The following is a 21,907-nucleotide window of genomic DNA, read 5'->3' as shown; positions in this document are numbered from 1 at the left end:
AAGTTTGAATTCTGGCTGTTAACTTCTTGGCTGTTAACTACCTGAAAACCTTCCTCAAGATAATGCTTATTATTGTATATGAATCGCTTGATATAAATTTAGCCTGTGGTTTCAACTTCCAGCAACATTCTCTACGAGTGCTCTCATCATATATAAATTAGAAAGGCAATTCACGGAGAAAGAACAGTTTTTTACAATATCTGCAAATTCCACATGATATCTTAAATTATAGCGTTTAGGTCCTGTCTTTACAAATGTCTTAAGTTCTATTTACAGTTTAAGTTTTAAGGTATTCCGGGGTCAAACGGCGTTCCAGCGCTGAAAAGAAGAAGTCAAGAAAAAGAGCTATGCCTATGACCGGAAGGGTCCCTGCCAGAATTTTGCTGGTATTGAAATTTGTAAGTCCTTCAAAAACCATGGATCCCAGACCTCCTCCACCTATAAGGGCTGTCAGGACTGCAACGCTGTTTGCAAGGATGGCGGCAAACTTAATTCCTGCAAAAACGGCAGGGTATGCATTTGGAAGCCTCACATACCTTATAATCTGAAACTCTGTCAGCCCAACTCCTTTTGCAGAATCCAGCAGTGAAGGGTCTATACTGAAAAGCCCTATGTATGTATTTTTGATGATAGGAAGCAGTACCCTCAACGTTATGGCGATAACAGCAGGGATAAAGCCGATACCTATTAAAGGCACAACCACAGCTACAACCGCAAAACTGGGGACTGCCTGGACGAGATTGGAAAATCTAATGACAAGGGAGGCCAGTTTTGCATTATAAAGGGAAAGAAGTATCAAGGGAATGGAAATAAGAATTCCGGCAAGGAGAGCGGTATAAGCAAGAAAAAGGTGTTCAAGCGTAGCTTCCAGGATCTCCGCGGTTATTACCATGTTCCATACCTCTCTTTAAGACTGCTTTCTATTAAGCCTGCAATCCCATCCAGGAGTATGGCAAGCAGCCCCACCCAGGCTCCGGTTACAAGGATAGTTCCCATATCATAAAGCTGAATCCCGTTCTGAAGGGCAGCTCCAAGCCCTCCTGCAGCTATTAGCCCTCCCAGGGTTACGACTCCCATTGTAAACACGACTGCAATCCTTATACCTCCGGCAATCAGAGGAAGAGATAGAGGGAAACGGACTTTTAAGAGAACTTCCCGGGAGGTCAGACCCAGGGCTTCGGCAACCTCTATGTACTCCCTTGGCACGTTTGAAAGACCGGTATAAGTATTTCTGGCAATAGGGAGGATGGAATAAAGTATAGAAGCTACAATTGTCGGCTTGGTACCTATCCCGAACATGGGGAGCAAAAGGACAAGCAAAGCCACATCGGGAACTGTTTCTACCACGTTTAAGCCGTTTAGAACAGGGTCTGCAAGTTTCTTGTTCCTGTAGGCAAAAATTCCGATGAGTACACCTATGAGAATAGAAAAGAAGAGAGCAACCAGGAACATGTAGAGGTGCTCAAGTGTGCGAAGAGAGAGCAATTGCGTGTTCCAGACTCTTATTATTTCTGAGATGAGCTCATTAACGCTCTCAATCATCAGACAATCACCTTTCCCGACTGTACCTTATATGAATAGTAGTTAGGTATCACAATCCAGGTGTGTATTGATTTCTTTTTATCCATATGCAGGATGGGGTCAAGCAGTTCACGGCGCTGTAAAGAATGAATTGACAGTACCATCCGGTTTTCTCGAAAAAGATCTTACCTGATTTCTCACAGGCTACCGTTTTTTCAAGTTTAATAGGTTTTGAGCAGGCGTAATGTAAAGTAAAATTAAATCAGGCTCTGGACAACCTGGTCAGAAAACAGGATCCCGACAGGTTCGTTAGCTTCGAATACAAGCCCCATAGATTCTCCTTCGGATTTGAGCTTTGCAAGGGCTTCAAGAAGCGGAGTATCAAAAGAGAAAAAGGGCAGAGGTTTTGCAGCTTCCTCAGTTCCTTTTCCTTCAGCTCTGGCTTTCAGGATATCGTTTAAGCCGACGCGCCCCAAAGTATCCGGTTTACCTGTAACAAGAGCAACTTCAAGCCCTTTCCTGACCATGATGTCAAGGGCGTTCTCTGCAGACAGTCCCGGATCCAGAATGTACTCTCTGGCAAGCGGCTGCATCATGTCACCGACCTTCAGGGCATCGATATGCCTGTATTTTCTTTTTGAGTCTACGATCTCGGCAACAAGGTCACTGGCCGGCGAGAAAATTAATTCTTCGGGGGTTCCTATCTGGACAAGCTCAGCGCTATTCATAACTGCAATTCGGTCACCAAGCCTGAAGGCTTCGTTAATATCGTGCGTGACGAAGACAATAGTTCTTCCAAGTTCTTTTTTTATTTTACAAAATTCATCCTGCAGCTGTGTCCTCAGGAGAGGGTCAAGTGCTCCGAAAGGTTCATCCATAAGAAACAGAGGAGGGTTCAAAGCCATCGCTCTCGCAAGCCCTACTCTCTGCTGCTGACCCCCGCTCAATTCATGAGGGTAGCGGTCCATAAAATTCTCGGGAGGAAGGGAAACAAGGTTTAGAAGATCTCTAACCCTTTCCCGGATTTCCCCTTCTTTCCAGCCTTCAAGCTTAAGGAGCAGCCCGATGTTTTCCGAGATGCGGAAGTGAGGGAGCAAGCCAATATTCTGGATCACGTAGCCAATATTTCGCCTGAGACGGACAGGATCAAACTCCCTGACATCAGTTCCATTTATAAATACAGTTCCCGAGTCAGGCTCTGTCAGGCGGTTTATAGTCCTCATAGCCGTGGTCTTTCCTGAGCCGCTTCTTCCTATAAGGATAAGAAGTTCTCCTCCCTGAACTTCCAGGTTCAGGTTTTTAACGGCAAACTGCTCTCCGTACGTCTTTGTAATGTTCTCAAGCCGGACTGAATCGATCCGGTCAAAAAGTTTTTTGGATGACATAGACAGAATGTTCAGGGTAGTGACTGTTCAGGTAGAAATCAGACCTTCTTCTATCAGAAAATTCCTGGCAATGTCCCTTGCTTCCCTGCCCTCAATATCATATTCTCCATTAAGGCGCCTCATAGTGTCCTGGTCAATTCTGCCGTTAAGCTGTGCAAGGGCCTCCATAGCTTCAGGATTTTCCTCTGCAAAGGTCTCAGTAACAAGGATCACGGCATCATATGGAGGAAGAGCATGCTTATCGTCTTCAAGCACTTTTAGCTCATAGAGGTCGTTTCGGGTATCCGTGGTGTAAGCGCTTATAGCATCAACTTCTTCATTCCTCATAGCCTCATACATTATACCAGGAGCCATTGAATTGTAGCTTTGGAATGAGAAACCGTAAATGTGGGCAATTTGCGGAAGCCCGTCTTCTCTCGTTGCAAATTCAGGATCCGTACCTATCGACATTTCCGGGGCATAAGGCTCAAGATCACTAATTGTGGATACATTCCGGCTTTCAGCCCATTCCTTATCAACAGCTATTGCATAGGCATCTTCAAAGCCCAGGCGAGCCGCAATCACTATTCCATCACTTTCAAGCATACCCTGTTCGGACTCCTCGTATACTACAGCAGGATCCCATTCCTCAAGAGGCGGTTTTTTTAAGATCTGGCTATAAATTGTCCCTGTATACTCGATATAGGATTGGATGTCTCCTTTTTTTAGAGCCTCGTAATTTACAAGCGTTCCCCCGAGGTTTTCTTTAACCTCGGTTTCATACCCCTGCTCTTCGAGCAAAAGAGAAACCATATGAGCGGTAATATAGGATTCCTGGAAGAGCTTTGTCCCTATTACAACATTTTCGGCAGGCTGCGCATTATTTTCCCCGGTTTGATTGTTTTCCGCGCAGCCACTGACCAGAAGAGAGGCTATAAGCAAAAGGGCTGCAATAAAATAAAATTTCATTTGATTTCCCCCACAGTATCCGATAATTCGTTCGGTATTTTGTCCCCTTAAATAACCCTTAAATAAATCAGATAATTCGTTTTGTAAATTTACTGTCGATAGTAGTTATAACTTCTTATGATCAAAAAACTTATAAAGTACTGCAAAAACGAGAGCTTTTGGTCAAAGAGCGTTTGAGTTATATTCTTTGTCCACTTTAAAAGACGACATGGACTTGCTTTTAGTTTTTCTTTTTCTACTCAGCCTTGCTATGATAAGCAAAGGTTCTGACTGGTTCATTGAAGCTGCAGTTGCAATTTCAAATAAGAGCGGGATACCGAAGATGATAATAGGAGCTACAATCGTGAGTTTTGCGACCACAGCCCCGGAATTTGCAGTTTCTGCAACAGCAGCTTATCTCGGGCATACGGATGTAACAATAGGAAATGCCGTTGGTTCTGTTATCTGCAATACCGGACTCATACTGGGCTCTATTATAGTCATAAAAGCAATTCCTATGAGAGATGATACGTTTCACATTAAGAGCGGGCTTATGCTTCTCGCAGGAATTATCCTGATAATAGTCAGCCAGGACGGAAGTGTAAACCGGCTTGATGGAGTTTTACTTCTGTTAGTATTCTTTGCTTTCATGTTCCATGCTTCAAAGACTCAACGCGTGATATTCGGAGATGATGAAGCTGAGAAACAAAAACTAAAATTTAAAGATGTCCAGAAAGATATAGCTTTCTTTATCCTTGGCTCCCTTTCCGTAGTTATAGGAAGCAGGATCCTGGTAGATTCCGGAATAGAAATCGCTGAATTGATCGGCGTCCCTGAGGTAATAATAGCCCTGACAGCTGTTGCAATAGGGACATCCCTGCCAGAACTTGCAACTGCAATTACTTCCCTCAAAAAAGGACATCAGGAACTTTCCATAGGCAATATATTGGGGGCAAATACAATGGACATTGCCATGATTCTCGGAGCCTCTTCTCAGATCAGGGTGCTTCCTGTCTCGGAACAGCTTGCAGGATATGACTTCCCATTCATGTTCCTGATATCTCTTGCCCTGATAATCTTCGGAATTACAGGAAAAAAACTGGAAAGATGGGAGGGAGCCATAATTCTCGGGGCATATCTTGCTTATGTAGCAGGACTTTTTAAGTTCTACGGATAATTCTGTCCTGTGATTTTTTAGTAAAGCCAGAACTCTCTTCACTTTCGAGGGGAGATCTCCACAACTTATATAAATTTTTTCCCCTCTTATAGATATAACACTCATTATTACATATTATAAAATATCTTTGAACATTCCTAAATATATAAACGCAAGTTTATATATTTATTCCACTAGTTTTGAAGGGAATGTATAAATTCTAAAAAATGTTCTTTAACTTTATGAAAGCTATTATCCTCGCAGCAGGAGAAGGACTGCGTTGCAGGCCTCTTACTCTTACTCGTTCCAAAGTAATGCTTCCTGTCGCCAACAGGCCTATTCTGGAACATGTCATATCTTCGCTTGAGAAAAACGGGATCAAAGAGATTATCCTGGTTGTCGGGTATGAAAAAGAGCGTATAATGAACTATTTTGAAGACGGGCTTAACTTCGGGGTCAATATAACATATGTAGAGCAAAAAGCCCAACTCGGGACAGCGCATGCGATTGAGCAGGCAAAAAAACTAATAAATCCCGAAGACTCCGAATTCCTTGTTTTGAACGGGGATAACCTCGTCGAACCAAAAACCATAGCCGATCTCCTGAACAATCATGAAGGAGATGCGAGCCTTCTAACCGTAAGAATGGAGGATACGGCAGGTTATGGAGTGGTACTTAAAGAAAAGAAGAGAGTCACCCAGATCCTGGAAAAGAGACCCGGAGGTTTAAGCCGCATTGTAAACACCGGAATTTATATTTTTACACCGCAGGTCTTTGAAACCATTGAAAAGACTCCTATATCCGAAAACGGGGAATATGCGATAACCGATACTCTCCAGCTTATGATAGACGAGGGAAAAGTGGTTACTTCAATCCCGACAGAATCCAAGTGGCTGGATGCAGTCCATGCATGGGATCTCCTGAAAGCGAACGCAACTGTACTGAACTCCTCCCGAAATCAGAAACAGGAAGGAGAACTTGAAGAAGGAGTAATAATCCGAGGGAAGGTCACAATCGGGAAAAACACAATAATCCGTGCCGGAACTTATATCGTAGGGCCCGCGGTAATCGGGGAAAATTGTGATATAGGACCTAATGTAGTAATTTTGCCCTCCACTACAATAGGGGACAATGTGTCCGTAAGATCCTTTACCGAAATTCAGAACAGCATCATAATGAATGACTGCAGGATTTCGTCCCATGGACAGATTTCGAATTCCATAATCGGGAGCAATAACACCCTTGGTCCCGGCTTTACCTCAGAGGAAAAGGGGGACCTTGAGATAAACATTAACGGCACGATCCATAAAGCTCCAAAGCTCGGCACCATACTTGGGGACGACAACCGGATAGGAGGCAGAGTGCTCGTGAAAGCCGGAGTGATGATTGCTGTCAACTGTCAGGTAGAATCTGGAAATACCATTTACAGAAACCTGTCCCGTGATTCGGTAGTCCTTTGAGTTCTATAAAGAGGAGATAGAAAAATGTGTGGAATTGTCGGATATGCAGGGCAAAATGCTGCTGCACCGGTTATCATAGAATCCCTTAAGAAGCTTGAATACAGGGGATACGACTCCGCAGGAGTTACTGTTCTGGGAAGCGGAATTGAGACTTACAAAGCAGTAGGAAAAATCGTAAATCTCGAATCCGAAATCCCGAAGAACCTCGGAGGCACTGTAGGAGTAGGACACACCCGCTGGGCAACCCACGGACGTCCAAGTACGGTAAACGCTCACCCTCATAACTCGGGGGTAAACCCGGAAAAAATCTCGCTAGTGCACAACGGAATTATTGAAAATTATATGGCATTAAAAGAGCGGCTTACTGAAGAGGGTTATGTATTCAAATCCGAGACCGATACCGAGGTGGTCGCACATCTTCTGCATAAACATATTTACGGAAGCCCGGAAGGAAAAGAAGCTCGCTGTGAACTCCTTGCAGGTGTCAGAGAAGCTTTAAAAGAGATTGAAGGATCCTATGCTCTTGCAATCCTTTCTGCCGATGAACCCGGAAAGCTCGTACTTGCCAGAAAGGACAGCCCGCTGGTCATAGGGCTTGGAAAAGGAGAAAACTTTGCTGCATCTGATGTAACTGCTTTTCTGAATCATACAAGGGATGTTATCTTCGTAAATGATTTTGAGACAGCAGTCCTGAGCCCAACCGGTGTAGAGATATTTGACAGGGAAGGAAATATCAGAGAAAAGAAGATAGAAAAGATTGAATGGGACTTCGAAGCTGCAGAAAAAGCAGGTTATGAGCATTTCATGCTGAAAGAGATTCACGAACAGGTAACTGCAATCCACGACACCTTGGCAGGCAAAATCTCTGAACTTGAAGGAGCTATATACTTAAAAGAACTGAACCTGAGTGAGGAGGAAATAAAGAAACTTTCAAGGGTTCAGATTCTAGCCTGCGGGACCTCATGGCACGCAGGTTTGCTTGGAAAATACCTCTTTGAACAGCTGGCAGGGATTCACTGCGATATTGACATCTGCTCGGAATACAGATACAGAAACCCTGTTATGAATGAAGGGACTCTTGCCATTGCGATTACTCAATCAGGAGAAACTGCAGACACACTTGCAGCCGTGCGGGAGATTATGTCTTATAACTGTCCCACCCTTGCAATTACAAATGTCGTGGGAAGTACGATTACAAGAGAGGCAAACAGTGTGCTCTATACACGAGCCGGCCCTGAAATAGGAGTCGCTGCCACAAAGACATTCAGTACCCAGCTTACCCTTCTTTATCTCCTCGCCGTAAAGTTCGCTCTTGTAAGGGGTAAAGTTAGCCCTGACTATGTAAAGAGTTTCATTACGGAACTCAGGAAAGTCCCGGGAAAGATTCAGCAGGTCCTCAATCAGAAAGAATCGATAAAAGAATGTGCTGAGAGCTTTGCCCGTTCAAAAAGCTACTTCTTCCTTGGAAGGCACCTGAACTACCCTATAGCACTTGAAGGGGCTCTGAAGCTCAAAGAGATTTCGTACGTACATGCCGAAGGCTTTGCTGCAGGAGAACTGAAACACGGTCCTATTGCCCTGCTTGATGAAGGAACTCCGGTAGTTGCAATTGCCACCAGAGGGCAGACTTATGATAAGATGCTCAGCAATATAAAAGAAGTAAAAGCAAGGGATGCTTTTGTAATAGCGGTTGCCGACAGCAAGGATACGGAAATAGCGAAGTATGCGGATACCGTCCTTAGAGTTCCGCAAAGCGACGAACTGCTGGCTCCCCTTTTAAGTGTTGTTGTGCTTCAGTTGCTTGCTTACTACACTGCTCTTGCCAGGGACTGCTCTATTGACAAACCTCGCAACCTTGCAAAGAGTGTCACTGTCGAATAATAGTAAAAACTTCGAATTTCAGAATTTGGAACTTAAAACCAGGTTAATTACTATAGATAAATTTTCAGAAAAAGAACTGAACTTCATGAAATATGGAGTGGGACTTATGAAACTCTTCGGATCTTCAGGAATTAGAGGTATAGTCAATAAGGAAGTTACACCCGAACTTGCATTGCAGGTAGGGATTGTGCTCGGAAGCCGGAAAAGAACTGCGGTAATAGGGAGAGATCCCAGAGTTTCGGCGCCTATGATAGAGCACGCCCTGGTTGCCGGGCTGACTGCAGCAGGCTGTGACGTAACTAAAGTGGGAATGGTAACAACCCCAACTCTTGCATATGCAGCCAGAAAATACGAATGCGGAGTGATGGTTACAGCTTCGCATAACCCCTCAGAGTATGTGGGGATAAAGCTATGGAACCCTGACGGCATGGCTTTTGACTCGGCCCAGCAGGAAGAGATTGAGGAAGCTATTGAAAAAGAAAACTTCTCGCGGGTTACCTGGAACTTAATAGGAAAAATTACTGAAGACCAGAACGCCATCCGGGACCACATGGATATGATTGAGGCGCTTGTAGGTAATTCTAGGCTGCGTGTGGTTCTCGATTGCGGATGTGGAGCCGGAAGTACAATCACTCCTTATCTCCTGCAGGAGCTTGGCTGTCAGATAATAACCCTGAACTCCCAGCCTGATGGACATTTCCCGGCAAGAAATCCTGAGCCTAACGACCAGAACCTCTCCCTGCTTAAAAAAGCAGTTGTGGCATTCGGAGCCGATCTCGGAATAGCCCATGATGGGGATGCAGACAGGATGATGGCAGTAGACGAAAAAGGCAATTTCGTGTCAGGCGACGAACTGCTTGCAATATTCGGGCGTTTTGAATGCGGAGATGAAAAGGGGTCCGTTGTCGTGCCTGTTGACACCTCCATGATGGTAGACGATTATCTTGGAGGCTCGGAAATCATAAGGACAAGAGTAGGGGATGTTTATGTTGCAGAAGGCATAAAGCAGTGCGGGGCAATCTACGGCGGAGAACCTTCCGGAAGCTGGATTTTCCCGAAGATATCTTACTGCCCGGATGGAATTTATGCAGCTGCAAAGCTTGTTGAGATTGTCAGGGAAAAGAAGTTAAGTGAGCTCAGGGCAGAACTTCCGGCCTACGCTACAAAGAGAGGCGCTTTACCCTGTGCAAACGAAAAGAAAGCCGAGTTCATGAAAAATGCAAAAGCAAAGCTGGAACCCCTTGGAAAAGTTCTTGATATTGACGGCATCCGTGTGGAACTTGAAGATGGCTGGGTGCTTGTCCGCCCCTCGGGCACGGAAGCAAAGGTAAGGATTACGGCAGAAGCCCGCGAAAACGTGGATGGAATCTATGAGATGGCAGAAAAAATAGTGAAGGAGGCGCTTAAATGAAAGCTGTTGTCCTTGTGGCAGGCAAAGGCACAAGGATGGAGCCTCTCACTTCCGATTGCCCGAAAGTAATGCTTCAGGTTGCGAACAAGCCTGTACTTGAACATATCCTTAATTCAGCCGTAGAAGCAGGCATTGATGGTTTTGTCTTCATTACAGGCTACCTCGAAGAGCAGATAAAAGCTCATTTCGGGGACGGAAGCAAATGGGGAGTGAGTATTGAGTATGTACAGCAGAAAGAACAGTTAGGGACTGCAAACGCCATAGGTTACGCAAAAGGACATGTTGAAGGGGCATTTCTGGTACTTAACGGGGATATGCTCATAGGTCAGCAGGACTTAAAAGCCCTTATCTCAAGACAGGAAGAAGCTATTATCTGCGTAAAAGAGGTGGAAAATCCCTCGGATTTCGGAGTGCTTGAAATCGAGAACGGTAAAGTGATAAAGATAATTGAAAAGCCGAAAAATCCTCCGACAAACCTTGCAAACGCCGGAATTTATCTATTCAGGGAGTCAATTTTTGACCTCATTGACAGAACCCGGCCTTCCGTAAGAAATGAACTTGAGATTACAGACTCAATTCAAATGCTGATCGACAGCGGGGCACCTGTAGGTTACAGCCCTCTTGAAGACAGCTGGATCGACATCGGATACCCCTGGGACCTCCTGAAAGCAAACGAATATCTATTAAAAGCCGTGAAAGGCTACTGCCAGGGTACTATTGAGCCAAACGTTGTAATAAAAGGAGAGGTTACGATCGGAAAAGGCTCTCTTATCCGAAGCGGGGCTTATATAGAAGGGCCTGTCGTAATAGGAGAGAACTGCGATATAGGACCCAACTGTTATATTCGCCCGTCAACAGCAATAGGCAATCGGGTTAGAATAGGAAATGCGGTCGAGGTAAAAAACACAATTGTCATGGAAGGCACTCACGTGGGGCATCTGAGTTACGTTGGAGACAGTGTAATAGGACGCCGCTGTAATTTCGGAGCCGGTACGAAAGTTGCAAATCTCCGTCACGACGGGAAGAACATAAAGGTAATGCTCAAAGGCAGGATTCTCGACTCCGGCAGAAGAAAGCTGGGCGTGATCATGGGAGACGATGTGCATACAGGCATCAATACGAGTATAAATATAGGCGTAATAATGCACAAAGGAAGAGCCACACTTCCCGGAGAAGTGGTCAAGCACTGAGAAGTCGATCAAAGTATTAAAAGAAGTTAGGGCTCCTCCTTATTCCTGCTGGAATAAGGAGGGAAATCTTCCGTATTTTTTATCCAGATTTGTTCTGTTAATTGTTTTATTTTGTTTGAGTTTACTTAACCCTTTTTGAAGAATTTTATTAAGATATTATTTACGAATACAACTGTTTTATACTCCAGAACACTGTTTTTCGGAAATAACCCTCAACTTCCACATTGAGAGATCCATCATTCATCTCTTCTACTGCTTTCCTTAAACGATCATCAGAATCAAGTATCTCTCTTACTGTTTCTTCATCGGACTCAACGGTTATGGAAGGACCGAACTTTGAATTTGGGTCATTGGGAGTGTCATATCTGTAAAAGTCTCCTACTTTTCCACCGTTCATAAGTAAAGTTACGTAGAGCATCTCACCATTATTAAGCTCGATTTTCCCGGCAATTTCCTCACTTCCAACCAGCCTTTTAACGAGCGAGGGGACATTATCGAAGTTTTCGTTATAAAGTTCCATCTGTGCGCTTAATTCGGAAAAAAGATCATTTTCAGCACTGGAATTAACAGAAGTTGTAAAAGTACTGGCTTCTGTAATGTCACCCACACAGGAAGCTATACCTGTTATTGAAGCAAGCAAAAGCAAAACTAAGAATAAACCCAGAATTCTATTTTTACTGTAAGAAACCATAGTTAAAAGTAAGAATCAGAGATATAAAAAAGTTCTCATAGAAAGAAAGGTTCTCAAAAAAATAGGATAATAAAAAGCTAGTTTCCATGCCTGAGTACCTGTGATGTTATTAAAAAATAGTAGCAGGCAGTCTTGCCTGACTTACATGAACAGGCCAGCAAGCCCCATACTCATTGCCCAGAGTATAAGTTTTTGCAGTAAACCTGCATCTTCAACCGTCACCTTTCCTGATTTCACAGCCTCGCTGAACTCCTGCACAGGAGAAGGAGATTCAATAATTGAATGAACTGTTGATTCATCGCTCCGGACCGTTAATGAGGGCTCCTGACCGGTTAGTTCCTCAAGTTTTTCAAATTCAACAAATTCAGCATTCTCCGTAGTGCCCAATGCGTACATTTCTCCACCGTTCTGAAGGGTTATGACAAAAAGGATCTGCTCGTCCCCGATGAGACTTTTCAAAGCACTGGGAGTAAGGTTGAGGTTCTGGTTGTAAACCCCGATATTATAACTAATCAGATCAAACAGTTCTGATTCCGGGTCTTCGGTTTCATTAAGATATGTACTGTTTCCGTACCCGGGACCCTCAGCAGCTGCCATAAATGGCATCAAAAACAAACAAAAAACAATAGCAAGTAAAATCCAGGACTTGTTATATTTGTTTAAAGGCATAGTTCCATATTTGCACTTAAACTAAATAAAAATAATGGTTAAGTATATTGGCTGAAAAATAAAAATAAAAATAAAAATAAAAATTTACCGGGATAAATATTATCCAGCGGCAAGATTTTAAAGTTTGAGGGATGGTCTGAATACTTCAGAACAGTACTTGTCAAAGACCTTGTCCTCAACCTGTTCGCAGATTTTCTTATAATCTTTCGACTTTGGGTCGTGCTTGCTCATAGTTTTTTTGACTTCAGCGTTCATTTTGTCAAGAGTTTTCTGGTCGAAACCTTCCGTGTTCTCCATAGTAAACATATAAATCATACTCTGGAATTAACTTACTTATGTGTTCAAGATTTTTTACATTGTTTGATTTCAATGTAATATTTTACGATACAAATATGTTAATTAAGTAGTGCACTGGTAATGAATTGCCAGTTTTAACTATTCTGGAAAATAGTTTCAATTTGATAATACAAATATTTATATTATTGATCTTAATATATTAGCTTTCCCTTTGATCAATTTCATTCATACTTTAAATGAGTAGATCAAAGGATTTACAAAGAACTCGTTATGAAAGCCTCTTTACTCATAACAGATAGTTCATTGAGGCCTCATCGTTTGTTCAAACGAGTTTTAAACAATAAGCTCTTTATCCTTACTCCTATAAATATTTTACATCCACACAATGCCTTTCAGGATGCATATCTGTAGATTAAATATCTGAATATATAATGGTTACCTGAAATTAGATAATGATTTACAGAAAAACGCCGGAAAAATGACATCCTGAAAAAGTGGTTTTCAGTAAACAGGTTTCCTTTTTACAGAGTAGGGAGAAGGCATTCGCAATCGAATCTAAGGATTGGATCATGGGTTAATTTTATTAGCTCTTCATGTCACTATAGGGTATAGAAAAGTATTCGAGTTGATAACAAAGTGCGACCAGTCTCACAAAGAGTGAACGCGAAAAAGACTCACGAGAACAACACCGAATTTGGGAAATCCACATCCGAACTCCTTATCCTGAAGCCTGAAGGATACCCACTGAGCGGCATGATGGAAGAGTATCCTGTTATTGAAAATAGGGATGTTTTTGAATTCTATGCACGGGAACAGTGGAGCGGATATGTTGCCCGCAAAGGAGACTATCTCTTTGACAGGAGGATGTTTCCTGACTTTGCATACCGCATTATAGATGTGGAGCCTGCAGAATCCATAATAGGGAATTCAACATCTATTATCGTAACCGAAGAGGAAACCGGAATTCCTTCTTCTTCAGAGATTAGAAGCGATGTCAGATTCGAAGATGTCATAGGGCAGGAACTCGCAAAACAGAAATGCAGGCTGATCGAACGTTTCCTTGAAGAACCCGAACGCTTCGGGAAATGGGCACCAAGAAATATCCTGTTCTTCGGACCTTCTGGCACAGGAAAAACCATGCTTGCAAAAGCCCTTGCAAACAAAACCGATGTACCGATCATTCCGGTCAAGGCCACCCAGTTAATAGGAGAATACGTAGGAGATGGAGCACGCCAGATCCATCAGCTCTACGACCGTGCAGAAGAGATGGCCCCCTGTATAATCTTCATTGACGAACTTGACGCCATAGCTCTCGACAGAAGGTTCCAGGAGATCAGAGGAGACGTAAGCGAAATTGTAAATGCCCTTCTGACAGAAATGGACGGGATAGTTGAACGTGACGGAGTCTGCACCATCTGTTCGACAAACCGTGTCAATTCCCTGGACTCTGCCGTAAGAAGCAGGTTCGAAGAAGAGATCGAGTTTGTCCTTCCAGGGGAAGAAGAAATCGTTCACATACTGGAATCAAATGTAAGAACTTTCCCTCTGAGTGTAGAGAAATGTGATTTTCAGGCACTTGCAAAGAAGGCCAAAGGGCTTTCTGGAAGGGATATTGTCGAGAAGATCCTTAAAACTGCCCTGCACCAGGCTATTATCGAAGACAGGGAAGTTGTCACCGGCAAAGATTTTGAAAAGGCTCTTGCAAGATTGGGCAGGAAAGATTTCACTCCGGACCCGACTCATCTGTACGTATAAAGTAGAAAACGAAGAATTAAAAGAGAAAGTGCCTCATTACTTTCTTTCTATTAAATACTCCAGGCACATCTCTTATGCATTATTTTGTTATTGGTCATTTCATTTCACTGGTTTCAGAATTAATCTCCTGTAGTCCATATTGTAGATAACTTTTTCAGTCAAGAAAGCTTCTTTTTGGACTTGCATTTATAAAAAGATGTTAAAAAGTTAAAGAATTTTTTGCTGTTAAAGCCTCTGGGATAGTTTTATGTATAGAAATCGTTATTCTCTATCAGAAACCATATTCAAGTGAGTCTCAACAATACCCGAAACAATATTTAAAAGGGATCCCCATGAATGAAATACGTGAAGTTGACCGTTTTGAGTGCAGGGTTATAAGTGTAATCAAAAACTTAGCCTGGAAAGGCGTGACAGTTGAAGAGAAAGATACCAAAGGGAGGGTGTACTTTAGCAGGGTTAACGGGGAAATTGAAATTAACCCTGGAGACACATTCTATCTTGGAGTAAAACCGATTTATGAAATAGAAGATAAGACCATGAGAGTTACACTTTACGACGCTGAGGACAAAAAACTGGATTGGACACTTGTCTGACCTTAGAACACCGGACAAAGATCCTTTCTACGGACTTGTTTTCTGAAGAAAGATTTAATCTACTTTTTTAACCTGTTTTTTAAAAATTAAACTATTTATAAAGCCAGTACCCGAAGGCTCACTCAGGTCGATAAGGCACCTCAATTTCCATCAGGTCTTCGGCTACAATAACATTTTCAAATACTTTTTTCGAATCTTTCAGGATAGGTTCCACATCATCAGTATAACGCGAACTGATATGGGTAAGAACCAGTTTCCTGACCCCAGCTTCTTTTGCAAGAGCTGCAACCTCGCCTGCTGTTGAATGCATGGACTCTTCAGCCCAGTCTGCCATCTCATCGGCAAAGCTGCCGTCATGGATTAAGACGTCAGCATCCCTGCTGGCTTCAAGTACTGCTTTACAGGGTCTGGTATCCCCGGTATAAACAACTGTCCTTCCAGGCCTCGGGGCTCCCATGACTTCTTCGGGTTTTACGAGCTTTTCATTCACCTCTACAGGGTTGCCTTTCTGCAGTTTTGCAAAAAGGGGGCCGGGAGGGACTCCAAGTTTGACTGCCCTTTCCCTGTTGAAACGTCCGGGTCTGGCATTTTCAATAAGAGCATAGCCAAGACTCGGAGTGCTGTGCTCGGTCTTCAGGGCTCGAACCACATAATCTTTCCCTTCTACTGTGTCTCCGGGGCTCAGTTCCACACCCCGGACTTCATATTTAAGGTTACAATAGCCAAGGACCTTAAAAAACTCGGTAAACTCTCTTGTCCCTTCAGGCCCATAGATTATTAGCGGCTCTTTCCTGCCCAGAAAAGACATGGTTTGAATAAGGCCTGGAATCCCAAGGAAATGGTCAGCATGAAAGTGGCTGACAAAAATGGAAGATAGGCTCATCATTCCTGTCTTTGCCCGCATCATCTGCTGCTGGGTACCTTCTCCGCAGTCAAAAAGGAGAAGTTCCCCTTTAAGGTTAACAATTACTGCAGACGGATTTCTATTGCGGGTCGGGAGAGAGCCTCCAGTGCCAAGAAAAATAATACGAAGCATAATTAACTCACTGATTATGATGAACTATGATTATAAAGAACTCACTAATTACATTATGAGTATTTATTGGTTACTACTCGCTCTGTCCGCACCTCATTAAGAACAGGAAGGCAAGCAAGTGTTAGTCAGAAGATTCAAGTAGAAGAAAAATATATGATTAAATATATAGAAGTTATGCAATAAAATTGCATAAAGATGGTATATTATTTATTATAAAAGCTCTTTAAACCCTACAGATTTACACTTCTATCAAACCTCTCCTTCTCAGAAGATGGCTCTCCCCTCAGAAGAAACTATTCTGTTATGGAACTCCCATCCAGGTGTAAGGTCATCTCTCAGGATACGAAGGAAGAGGACTATTTATCTCCAATTGTAAAGCAGCAATGTAAAGGAAAAAAAGGAACCGTCGTCACATGTCAGGAAATTACGGAAAAGTCTATCTTGTGGGTTCTGGTCCGGGCGACCCTGAACTCCTTACCCTGAAAGCCCGCCGGCTGATTGACAGTGCTGAAGTCGTTATTTATGACCAGCTTCCGGGAAAAGCAATTCTGGACTCAATGCCGGAAAGTGCAGAGAAGATTGATGTGGGAAAATATGCGGGCAACCACACCATGACCCAGTCCGAGATCAACGAAGTGCTTGTTCGGAAAGCAAAGGAAGGCAAGATGGTAGTCCGCCTGAAAGGAGGAGACCCATACGTTTTCGGAAGAGGTGGAGAAGAAGCTGAGGTGCTTGTAGCAGAAGGTATAGAATTTGAAGTCGTGCCCGGAATCACCTCTGCAATCGCAGTGCCCGCCTATGCCGGAATTCCTGTAACCCACAGGGAAAGCACTTCGATGGTAACCTTCATAACCGGACACGAAGACCCCACAAAGGAAGAAAGTGGACTTGACTGGAAGACCCTGGCAAAGTTCAACGGGACCATTGTAATCTTTATGGGCGTAAAGATGCTCAGGCGAAACACTGAAGAACTTATGAAGTACGGCAAAGACCCGAAAACCCCTGTTGCAGTCATAGAGAGGGGAACCCGGCCTGACCAGAGGGTAACCGTGGGCACCCTTGAAAGCATTGCTGACCTGGCAGAAGAAAGAAAAGTAAAAGCTCCTGCCATTACGGTTGTAGGAGATGTCGTTAATCTGCACGGTATCCTCGGAGAACAGCTGACTGGAGCGGAGTTTTAATTCGCCGAAAATAGGAGAAGGGAATATGGCAGAAGAAAAGATCCCAGTGCTTGCTATAATGAGGCCGGAAAGTTACCGCGAAAAATCCGAGGCAATCGCCAGAGAGTGCGGTTTTGAGCCCATATATGCCCCAATGATAAAGCTTGAAGGCGTAAAAGATGACGGATTTGAGCCTTTTGTGCAGAGAGTCATTGACGGAACTTCGGATTATGTTGTTTTCACAAGTGCAAACGGAATAACCTTCACACTGGATAAGCTCTCTGATGTTGAAAAGGAGAACTTTATAACAGCCCTGAAAAAAAGCAAAGTAATAGCAATCGGTCCTAATACGGAAAAAGAGCTCGTAAAAATAGGAATTGAAAACTCTTTCCTCCCTGCGGACTACAGTTCCGAAGGAATCGTAGAAGCTCTCTGCCCCGAAGTAAAAGGAAAAACAGTTGACCTTGCAAGAAGCGCTTTCGGGGCAAAAGTCTTAGTAGAAGGCCTTGAGAAGTGCGGAGCAACTGTTTACGAGACTCATGTATATACCCTCAGCATCCCTGAAGGTTCAGCCCAGAAAGAGCTCATAGAGCGTACCCTTGCAGGAGAGGTTGACGCCTTTGCCTTTACAAGCTCGATGATGGTTAAAGGTTTCATGAGGCATGCGGAGCAGCTGGGAGCAGGAGAGGCCATAAAAGAAACTCTCAGCAGGGCTGTTGTAGGCGCAATCGGAACCCCGACTGGAAATACCCTGAAAAAACACGGGGTCAATGCGAATGTAATTCCTGATGAGTTCACTTTCGAAGCACTCATAAGAGCTATGAAGAAAGAGCTGTGATTGAAAAAAAATCAACTCAAAAAACAATACTTAAAATTGCAGAAAACAATTCCACTTTTGACGATCGATATGATAGGCATTTCAAAACTTTACTGCGGAACCGTGGAACCTTCTGACGCCCTTCGCTATGGAAGGGACTCAAAGAGACTTCCCTCTCACCTGCTGCAGTTTTCAAAAGATAAAAAACCGGTTGTAGTCTGGAATATGACCCGCCGATGCAACCTGAAATGTGTCCACTGTTATGCTCAGGCAAAGGATATCGAGTTCAAAAATGAGCTTTCGACAGAAGAAGGAAAAGCCCTTATTGATGACCTTGCAGCCTTTGGCTCTCCGGTTATGCTCTTCTCCGGAGGTGAGCCAACAATGCGAAAAGATCTGCCCGAACTTGCAGCCTATGCACGGGAAAAGGGGATGAGGGCCGTAATCTCAACAAACGGGACCCTTATAGACAAACCCCTTGCGAAAAAGCTAAAGGAGGTAGGGCTTTCTTACGTTGGAATCTCTCTTGATGGCATAAGAGAGACAAACGACAAATTCAGAGGCATGCCCGGGGCTTTTGATGCAGCTCTCAGAGGCCTGCACAACTGCCAGGAAGAAGGCATAAAGGTAGGCCTCCGTTTTACCATTAACAAGCAAAACGTAAAGGATATTCCTGCTATCTTTGACCTGCTTGAGAAAGAAAAAATCCCGAGGATCTGCTTCTACCATCTGGTCTATGCAGGCAGAGGCTCAAAAATGGTGGACGAAGACCTCTCCCTTGAAGAGTCCAGGCAGGCTGTGGACCTGATTATGGAAAGGACAAGAAAACTGCACGAAAAAGGCTTTCCAGCAGAAGTCCTTACAGTGGACAACCACTGCGACGGACCCTACCTCTACCTGAAAATGCTGAAAGAAAACCCGGAAAGGGCTGCCGAGATTTTTGAGCTTCTTTCCATGAACCAGGGAAATTCCTCAGGAATAGGGATCGGGTGCGTATCCTGGGACGGTTCGGTGCACGCTGACCAGTTCTGGAGGCATTACTCTTTCGGAAATGTGCGGGAAAGACCCTTCAGCGAGATCTGGACCGACCAGAGTGACGAACTTATGGCAGGGCTCAAGAACAGAAAGCCCCTTATCCAGGCTCACGGAGACCGATGTGCAAAATGCAAATGGTTCGATGTCTGCAACGGAAACTTCAGAGTAAGAGCCGAAGCCGTATACGGAGACGTCTGGGCAGATGACCCTGCCTGCTATCTCACAAACGAAGAAATAGGATACGATGAAGCCTGAAAAGAATTCAGGCTTATTTTTTAGCTTATCTCTTCTATATTTAGCTTTTTCTGATTCTTCTTTACTTTCTAACTTCCTTGATATCCCATATTGCATTGAATATTAGAGAGAAAATATCCCATTTAGCCAGAGAGATACTTCTGTTTACTTCCAGAACCGAGTTTTAATCCACAGGTAAGCATAAATGCCCCCACCAGCTTGCCTGGCGGCTCTGCCAAAGAGAAGAAAGAATGTAAAGGTAGGGACAAATAGAAAGAGTAAAGGCAGAAAAAAACTTGAAAATATGATAAGGGCAGAAGTAGTTTATTATCTGTTTTCTTCTGTTTCTTTTTTTTCGTCTGCCAGGCCGCTCTCCTTCGTCAGCGTGACAAGAATGGTTCAGTAAAGCGAATAAGGTTGTACAGGCAAGACGTTTGTAATTCAATTAATTCAATATCTCTAGTCCTTTAAATTCGGTTCACTCTTAAAATCCATAAATTAGTCCTCTTGAGCGAGCGAAGCGAGCGAAAAGGACTTCGTGCTCCCGAAGCGAAACTCGGGAAGCGAAGCTCGGGAAGCGAAACTCGGGAAGCGAAACTCGGGACGTCGAAAATTTCTTTTATAAATAACCATTTATTCATGTTGAATGCATATTTTTAGAGAAGAAAAGTAAGAAAAAGAGTTAAGGGAGGCAGGGCAAATATATGAAGCAAATCCATTTACTTCTGTTTTTTTCAGCTGCTTTCGCAGTACTTTTTATAGCCTTTTCAGGCTGCGTATCCGATAGAGGAAGTCCGGGAGTTTATGATAACGAGACTGAAACTCTCTCTTATCAGGGCGAGCAGTTAACCCCAATTGCACAGCAGCGTAACAATGCGATCAAAGGTACTCAATATATTGACAGAGAGAGTTACAGGCTGCAGATTGACGGGCTTGTGGAAAATCCCCGAAATTTTACGTATGAAGAAATAATCGAGTTACCTCAAACCTCGAAAGTTGTTGACCTTAACTGCGTAGAAGGCTGGAGCTTTACTGCAAAATGGACAGGAGTAAAGGTAGCTGAGATTTTTGAAGAGACAGAAGCTATGGAAAATGCAACAACGGTTATATTTTACAGCGCTGACGGATACTCCACATCCCTTGATAAGGACTATCTACTGGAAAATGACATAATACTTGCGTATAGACTTAATGATGTGACCCTGCCGCCCGAAAGAGGGTTCCCCCTGCAGCTTGTGGCTGAAGATAAGTATGGGTATAAATGGGCTAAATGGGTAGTAAGGATCGAACTCACCGATTCACCTTATAGAGGTTTCTGGGAGGAGCGCGGGTATAATAATACGGCCAATGTCGGTGGGCCTGCTTTTGAGAGGAGAGGATAAAAATCCGTATTGAAACACCAATAATAATATAAGATACCCGAACTATACTATACTCTTACCAGTAATGAAGATTCAAAAAAAGGAATCAAAATCCTGTCACTGGCTATGTTTAGTTATTATAGGATTCGATTATTTCTGCCTTTTATTTACAATATACTTCATTATTTATATGATTCTTAAGAGCCGCGTTTCATCATCGACGTATTTCACGGTCTGCATCTCATTGCAGCACTGTTTAAAGGAAGAGAAACTGAGAGGCAAAGCATTGTTGAGATTGTTTTTGGAAAAATGGGGGTAATTTGAAGTGGCAAATCGCCATGTTAATACTTTAAGCTCTGGAGACCCGTTCAGGGACTGGCTTGTAGAAGAAGTTGTAGGAAATCGAATTCACAACAAACAGTGCTGTGTAAACGTTTTTAAATATAATTCCTCACATACCGTTTGCAGGTATCAGTTCAAAGGAGAACACTTCAGTGTAATGGCAAAGTTTTTTGCCGAACCCACAGGGAAGCTGAAGGCTTACAATCCTTATAAAGGCATGATGAACGAGTACAGGAACCTGAAAAAAGCAGCTTCGCTAATAAATGTTGCAAAGCCCCTCGCAGTCAGGAAAGATTTTAACTGCGTTCTCGTAACCGAACACATACCCGGAAAATCTCTTGGCTGGTACCTTAAACGCGAAGAGAACCTTTATGAGAAACTCGCTGCAGTAGCCCATATGCTAAGGCAGCTGCATGAAAATACACAGTCTTCTTATAATAAAGAAAATGAGTTCAGGAACTATCAAGAAGTCATGGACCACCTTAAACTTGACCACAGCACGAGAGAGACTTTCAATAAACTCCTTGGAGAGTGGTGGTACAGTTCCTGGCTAGACCGAGAGCACGGCTGTATGGTCCACAGGGATGTTAATCCTTCCAATTACATTTTTTGCAAAGGCAAGCCCTATGCTCTTGATTTTGAGAGTTCCTGGTTTGAGGCACATCCTGTAAGGGATCTCGGAATTCTTACTGCAGAACTTAAGAACGAGTTTGAATCACACAAAGGGGGAGGCTGGAAAGCCGAGCCTTATATAGGGAATTTTCTCTGGGAATACAGCCGCGGAGAGAAAGACTTTTACCATACTACCAGAGTTTTGCCTTTTTTCATGAGTATAGGGCTGCTCCGTTCAGCAAGGCTTCACCAGAGTGAGTACAGGAATTATTTGATAAGAGAAGCTCGTGAGTGTTTAAAGGCGATTAATAGAGGAAATTAAGGAAAGAGAAAACTTTAAGCTAGGAACCGAGGGTAAAACTAAGGAGATTAAA

At 43.4% G+C, this 21,907-nt stretch carries 21 protein-coding genes; 12 read left to right on the top strand and 9 right to left on the bottom strand.

All coding sequences use genetic code 11. The features are described 5' to 3' along the window. Positions 1 to 277: 277 nt before the first annotated feature. The 5 genes from MSHOH_RS06300 to MSHOH_RS06285 all read right to left on the bottom strand — a co-directional run bounded on the left by MSHOH_RS06300 (position 278) and on the right by MSHOH_RS06285 (position 3,854). A complete protein-coding gene (locus MSHOH_RS06300; protein WP_048138205.1) occupies positions 278 to 892 on the bottom strand; it encodes an ABC transporter permease in 615 nt (204 codons plus the stop codon). After that, on the bottom strand, positions 886 to 1,542 hold the full coding sequence (locus tag MSHOH_RS06295; RefSeq protein WP_239451248.1) for an ABC transporter permease: 657 nt from the start codon (positions 1,540 to 1,542) through the stop codon (positions 886 to 888). The genes MSHOH_RS06300 and MSHOH_RS06295 overlap by 7 nt, the downstream gene beginning before the upstream one ends. After that, entirely contained in the window at positions 1,542 to 1,685 is a 144-nt protein-coding gene (locus MSHOH_RS23515; RefSeq protein WP_158024066.1) for a hypothetical protein, read from the bottom strand. Before MSHOH_RS23515 ends, MSHOH_RS06295 begins: the two co-directional genes overlap by 1 nt. A gap of 93 nt (positions 1,686 to 1,778) precedes the next feature. Then, entirely contained in the window at positions 1,779 to 2,906 is a 1,128-nt protein-coding gene (locus MSHOH_RS06290; RefSeq protein WP_048138201.1) for an ABC transporter ATP-binding protein, read from the bottom strand. Positions 2,907 to 2,933: 27 nt separating this feature from the next. Then, entirely contained in the window at positions 2,934 to 3,854 is a 921-nt protein-coding gene (locus MSHOH_RS06285) for a glycine betaine ABC transporter substrate-binding protein (protein WP_048138199.1), read from the bottom strand. A gap of 187 nt (positions 3,855 to 4,041) precedes the next feature. On the opposite strand from MSHOH_RS06285, the gene MSHOH_RS06280 reads away from it, so the two are divergent. The 5 genes from MSHOH_RS06280 (at position 4,042) to glmU (MSHOH_RS06260) (ending at position 10,931) form a co-directional block, all read left to right on the top strand. Further along, entirely contained in the window at positions 4,042 to 5,010 is a 969-nt protein-coding gene (locus MSHOH_RS06280) for a calcium/sodium antiporter (protein WP_338037918.1), read from the top strand. Between the two features lie 221 nt (positions 5,011 to 5,231). Then, a complete protein-coding gene (gene glmU / locus MSHOH_RS06275) occupies positions 5,232 to 6,449 on the top strand; it encodes a bifunctional sugar-1-phosphate nucleotidylyltransferase/acetyltransferase (RefSeq protein WP_048138197.1) in 1,218 nt (405 codons plus the stop codon). A gap of 24 nt (positions 6,450 to 6,473) precedes the next feature. Continuing rightward, positions 6,474 to 8,330, top strand: a complete 1,857-nt coding sequence (gene glmS / locus MSHOH_RS06270) for a glutamine--fructose-6-phosphate transaminase (isomerizing) (RefSeq protein WP_048138195.1) — start codon at positions 6,474 to 6,476, stop codon at positions 8,328 to 8,330. Between the two features lie 106 nt (positions 8,331 to 8,436). Then, the gene (gene glmM / locus MSHOH_RS06265; RefSeq protein ID WP_204245436.1) at positions 8,437 to 9,741 is read left to right on the top strand and encodes a phosphoglucosamine mutase; all 1,305 of its coding nucleotides are present in this window, start codon (positions 8,437 to 8,439) and stop codon (positions 9,739 to 9,741) included. Then, positions 9,738 to 10,931: a bifunctional sugar-1-phosphate nucleotidylyltransferase/acetyltransferase gene (gene glmU, locus MSHOH_RS06260; protein WP_048138193.1), complete on the top strand. Its 1,194-nt coding sequence runs from the start codon at positions 9,738 to 9,740 to the stop codon at positions 10,929 to 10,931. Before glmM ends, glmU (MSHOH_RS06260) begins: the two co-directional genes overlap by 4 nt. 160 nt (positions 10,932 to 11,091) lie before the next feature. Here the strand turns inward: glmU (MSHOH_RS06260) and MSHOH_RS06255 are convergent, their stop codons facing one another. The 3 genes from MSHOH_RS06255 to MSHOH_RS06245 all read right to left on the bottom strand — a co-directional run bounded on the left by MSHOH_RS06255 (position 11,092) and on the right by MSHOH_RS06245 (position 12,606). After that, positions 11,092 to 11,622: a hypothetical protein gene (locus MSHOH_RS06255; protein WP_048138192.1), complete on the bottom strand. Its 531-nt coding sequence runs from the start codon at positions 11,620 to 11,622 to the stop codon at positions 11,092 to 11,094. Between the two features lie 141 nt (positions 11,623 to 11,763). Beyond that, entirely contained in the window at positions 11,764 to 12,219 is a 456-nt protein-coding gene (locus tag MSHOH_RS06250) for a hypothetical protein (RefSeq protein ID WP_158024065.1), read from the bottom strand. A 189-nt stretch (positions 12,220 to 12,408) separates the two neighbouring features. Next, positions 12,409 to 12,606 carry a hypothetical protein gene (locus tag MSHOH_RS06245; RefSeq protein WP_162197611.1) on the bottom strand — a complete coding sequence of 66 codons (198 nt, stop codon included), beginning with the start codon at positions 12,604 to 12,606 and terminating at the stop codon, positions 12,409 to 12,411. Positions 12,607 to 13,224: 618 nt separating this feature from the next. On the opposite strand from MSHOH_RS06245, the gene MSHOH_RS06240 reads away from it, so the two are divergent. Both MSHOH_RS06240 and MSHOH_RS06235 read left to right on the top strand, forming a co-directional pair. Beyond that, positions 13,225 to 14,343: an AAA family ATPase gene (locus MSHOH_RS06240; RefSeq protein WP_048138187.1), complete on the top strand. Its 1,119-nt coding sequence runs from the start codon at positions 13,225 to 13,227 to the stop codon at positions 14,341 to 14,343. 332 nt (positions 14,344 to 14,675) lie between these two features. Next, positions 14,676 to 14,936, top strand: a complete 261-nt coding sequence (locus MSHOH_RS06235; RefSeq protein ID WP_048138185.1) for a hypothetical protein — start codon at positions 14,676 to 14,678, stop codon at positions 14,934 to 14,936. Between the two features lie 118 nt (positions 14,937 to 15,054). Here the strand turns inward: MSHOH_RS06235 and rnz are convergent, their stop codons facing one another. Then, positions 15,055 to 15,972 (bottom strand): ribonuclease Z, encoded by a 918-nt coding sequence (gene rnz, locus MSHOH_RS06230; protein ID WP_048138183.1) that lies wholly within the window; start codon positions 15,970 to 15,972, stop codon positions 15,055 to 15,057. Between the two features lie 413 nt (positions 15,973 to 16,385). Between rnz and cobA the strand changes: the two genes are divergently transcribed. The 5 genes from cobA to MSHOH_RS06200 all read left to right on the top strand — a co-directional run bounded on the left by cobA (position 16,386) and on the right by MSHOH_RS06200 (position 21,855). Then, positions 16,386 to 17,153 carry a uroporphyrinogen-III C-methyltransferase gene (gene cobA / locus MSHOH_RS06225; protein ID WP_048138181.1) on the top strand — a complete coding sequence of 256 codons (768 nt, stop codon included), beginning with the start codon at positions 16,386 to 16,388 and terminating at the stop codon, positions 17,151 to 17,153. Between the two features lie 25 nt (positions 17,154 to 17,178). Continuing rightward, complete coding sequence (locus MSHOH_RS06220) at positions 17,179 to 17,970, top strand: uroporphyrinogen-III synthase (RefSeq protein ID WP_048138179.1); 792 nt, start codon at positions 17,179 to 17,181, stop codon at positions 17,968 to 17,970. 69 nt (positions 17,971 to 18,039) lie between these two features. Next, positions 18,040 to 19,239, top strand: coding sequence for a 12,18-didecarboxysiroheme deacetylase (gene ahbC, locus MSHOH_RS06215; RefSeq protein WP_048138177.1), 1,200 nt, complete (start codon positions 18,040 to 18,042; stop codon positions 19,237 to 19,239). 683 nt (positions 19,240 to 19,922) lie between these two features. Further along, positions 19,923 to 20,600 carry a molybdopterin-dependent oxidoreductase gene (locus MSHOH_RS06205; RefSeq protein WP_048138173.1) on the top strand — a complete coding sequence of 226 codons (678 nt, stop codon included), beginning with the start codon at positions 19,923 to 19,925 and terminating at the stop codon, positions 20,598 to 20,600. A 304-nt stretch (positions 20,601 to 20,904) separates the two neighbouring features. Then, a complete protein-coding gene (locus tag MSHOH_RS06200; RefSeq protein ID WP_048138171.1) occupies positions 20,905 to 21,855 on the top strand; it encodes a phosphotransferase in 951 nt (316 codons plus the stop codon). Positions 21,856 to 21,907 lie beyond the last annotated feature (52 nt).

The organism is Methanosarcina horonobensis HB-1 = JCM 15518 (genome assembly GCF_000970285.1).
Taxonomy (GTDB): Archaea; Halobacteriota; Methanosarcinia; order Methanosarcinales; family Methanosarcinaceae; genus Methanosarcina; species Methanosarcina horonobensis.
The sequence above is the reverse complement of the archived record's forward strand: the minus strand, read 5'-3'. Positions and strand labels throughout refer to the sequence as shown.

Bases quoted from the DNA above. Each gene is read 5' to 3' on its own strand.
- MSHOH_RS06300 (WP_048138205.1), bottom strand. From the start codon at position 892: ATGGTAATAACCGCGGAGATCCTGGAAGCTACGCTTGAACACCTTTTT.
- MSHOH_RS06295 (WP_239451248.1), bottom strand. From the start codon at position 1,542: ATGATTGAGAGCGTTAATGAGCTCATCTCAGAAATAATAAGAGTCTGG.
- MSHOH_RS23515 (WP_158024066.1), bottom strand. From the start codon at position 1,685: ATGGTACTGTCAATTCATTCTTTACAGCGCCGTGAACTGCTTGACCCC.
- MSHOH_RS06290 (WP_048138201.1), bottom strand. From the start codon at position 2,906: ATGTCATCCAAAAAACTTTTTGACCGGATCGATTCAGTCCGGCTTGAG.
- MSHOH_RS06285 (WP_048138199.1), bottom strand. From the start codon at position 3,854: ATGAAATTTTATTTTATTGCAGCCCTTTTGCTTATAGCCTCTCTTCTG.
- glmU (WP_048138197.1), top strand. From the start codon at position 5,232: ATGAAAGCTATTATCCTCGCAGCAGGAGAAGGACTGCGTTGCAGGCCT.
- glmS (WP_048138195.1), top strand. From the start codon at position 6,474: ATGTGTGGAATTGTCGGATATGCAGGGCAAAATGCTGCTGCACCGGTT.
- glmM (WP_204245436.1), top strand. From the start codon at position 8,437: ATGAAACTCTTCGGATCTTCAGGAATTAGAGGTATAGTCAATAAGGAA.
- glmU (WP_048138193.1), top strand. From the start codon at position 9,738: ATGAAAGCTGTTGTCCTTGTGGCAGGCAAAGGCACAAGGATGGAGCCT.
- MSHOH_RS06255 (WP_048138192.1), bottom strand. From the start codon at position 11,622: ATGGTTTCTTACAGTAAAAATAGAATTCTGGGTTTATTCTTAGTTTTG.
- MSHOH_RS06250 (WP_158024065.1), bottom strand. From the start codon at position 12,219: ATGGCAGCTGCTGAGGGTCCCGGGTACGGAAACAGTACATATCTTAAT.
- MSHOH_RS06245 (WP_162197611.1), bottom strand. From the start codon at position 12,606: ATGATTTATATGTTTACTATGGAGAACACGGAAGGTTTCGACCAGAAA.
- MSHOH_RS06235 (WP_048138185.1), top strand. From the start codon at position 14,676: ATGAATGAAATACGTGAAGTTGACCGTTTTGAGTGCAGGGTTATAAGT.
- rnz (WP_048138183.1), bottom strand. From the start codon at position 15,972: ATGCTTCGTATTATTTTTCTTGGCACTGGAGGCTCTCTCCCGACCCGC.
- cobA (WP_048138181.1), top strand. From the start codon at position 16,386: ATGTCAGGAAATTACGGAAAAGTCTATCTTGTGGGTTCTGGTCCGGGC.
- MSHOH_RS06220 (WP_048138179.1), top strand. From the start codon at position 17,179: ATGGCAGAAGAAAAGATCCCAGTGCTTGCTATAATGAGGCCGGAAAGT.
- ahbC (WP_048138177.1), top strand. From the start codon at position 18,040: ATGATAGGCATTTCAAAACTTTACTGCGGAACCGTGGAACCTTCTGAC.
- MSHOH_RS06205 (WP_048138173.1), top strand. From the start codon at position 19,923: ATGAAGCAAATCCATTTACTTCTGTTTTTTTCAGCTGCTTTCGCAGTA.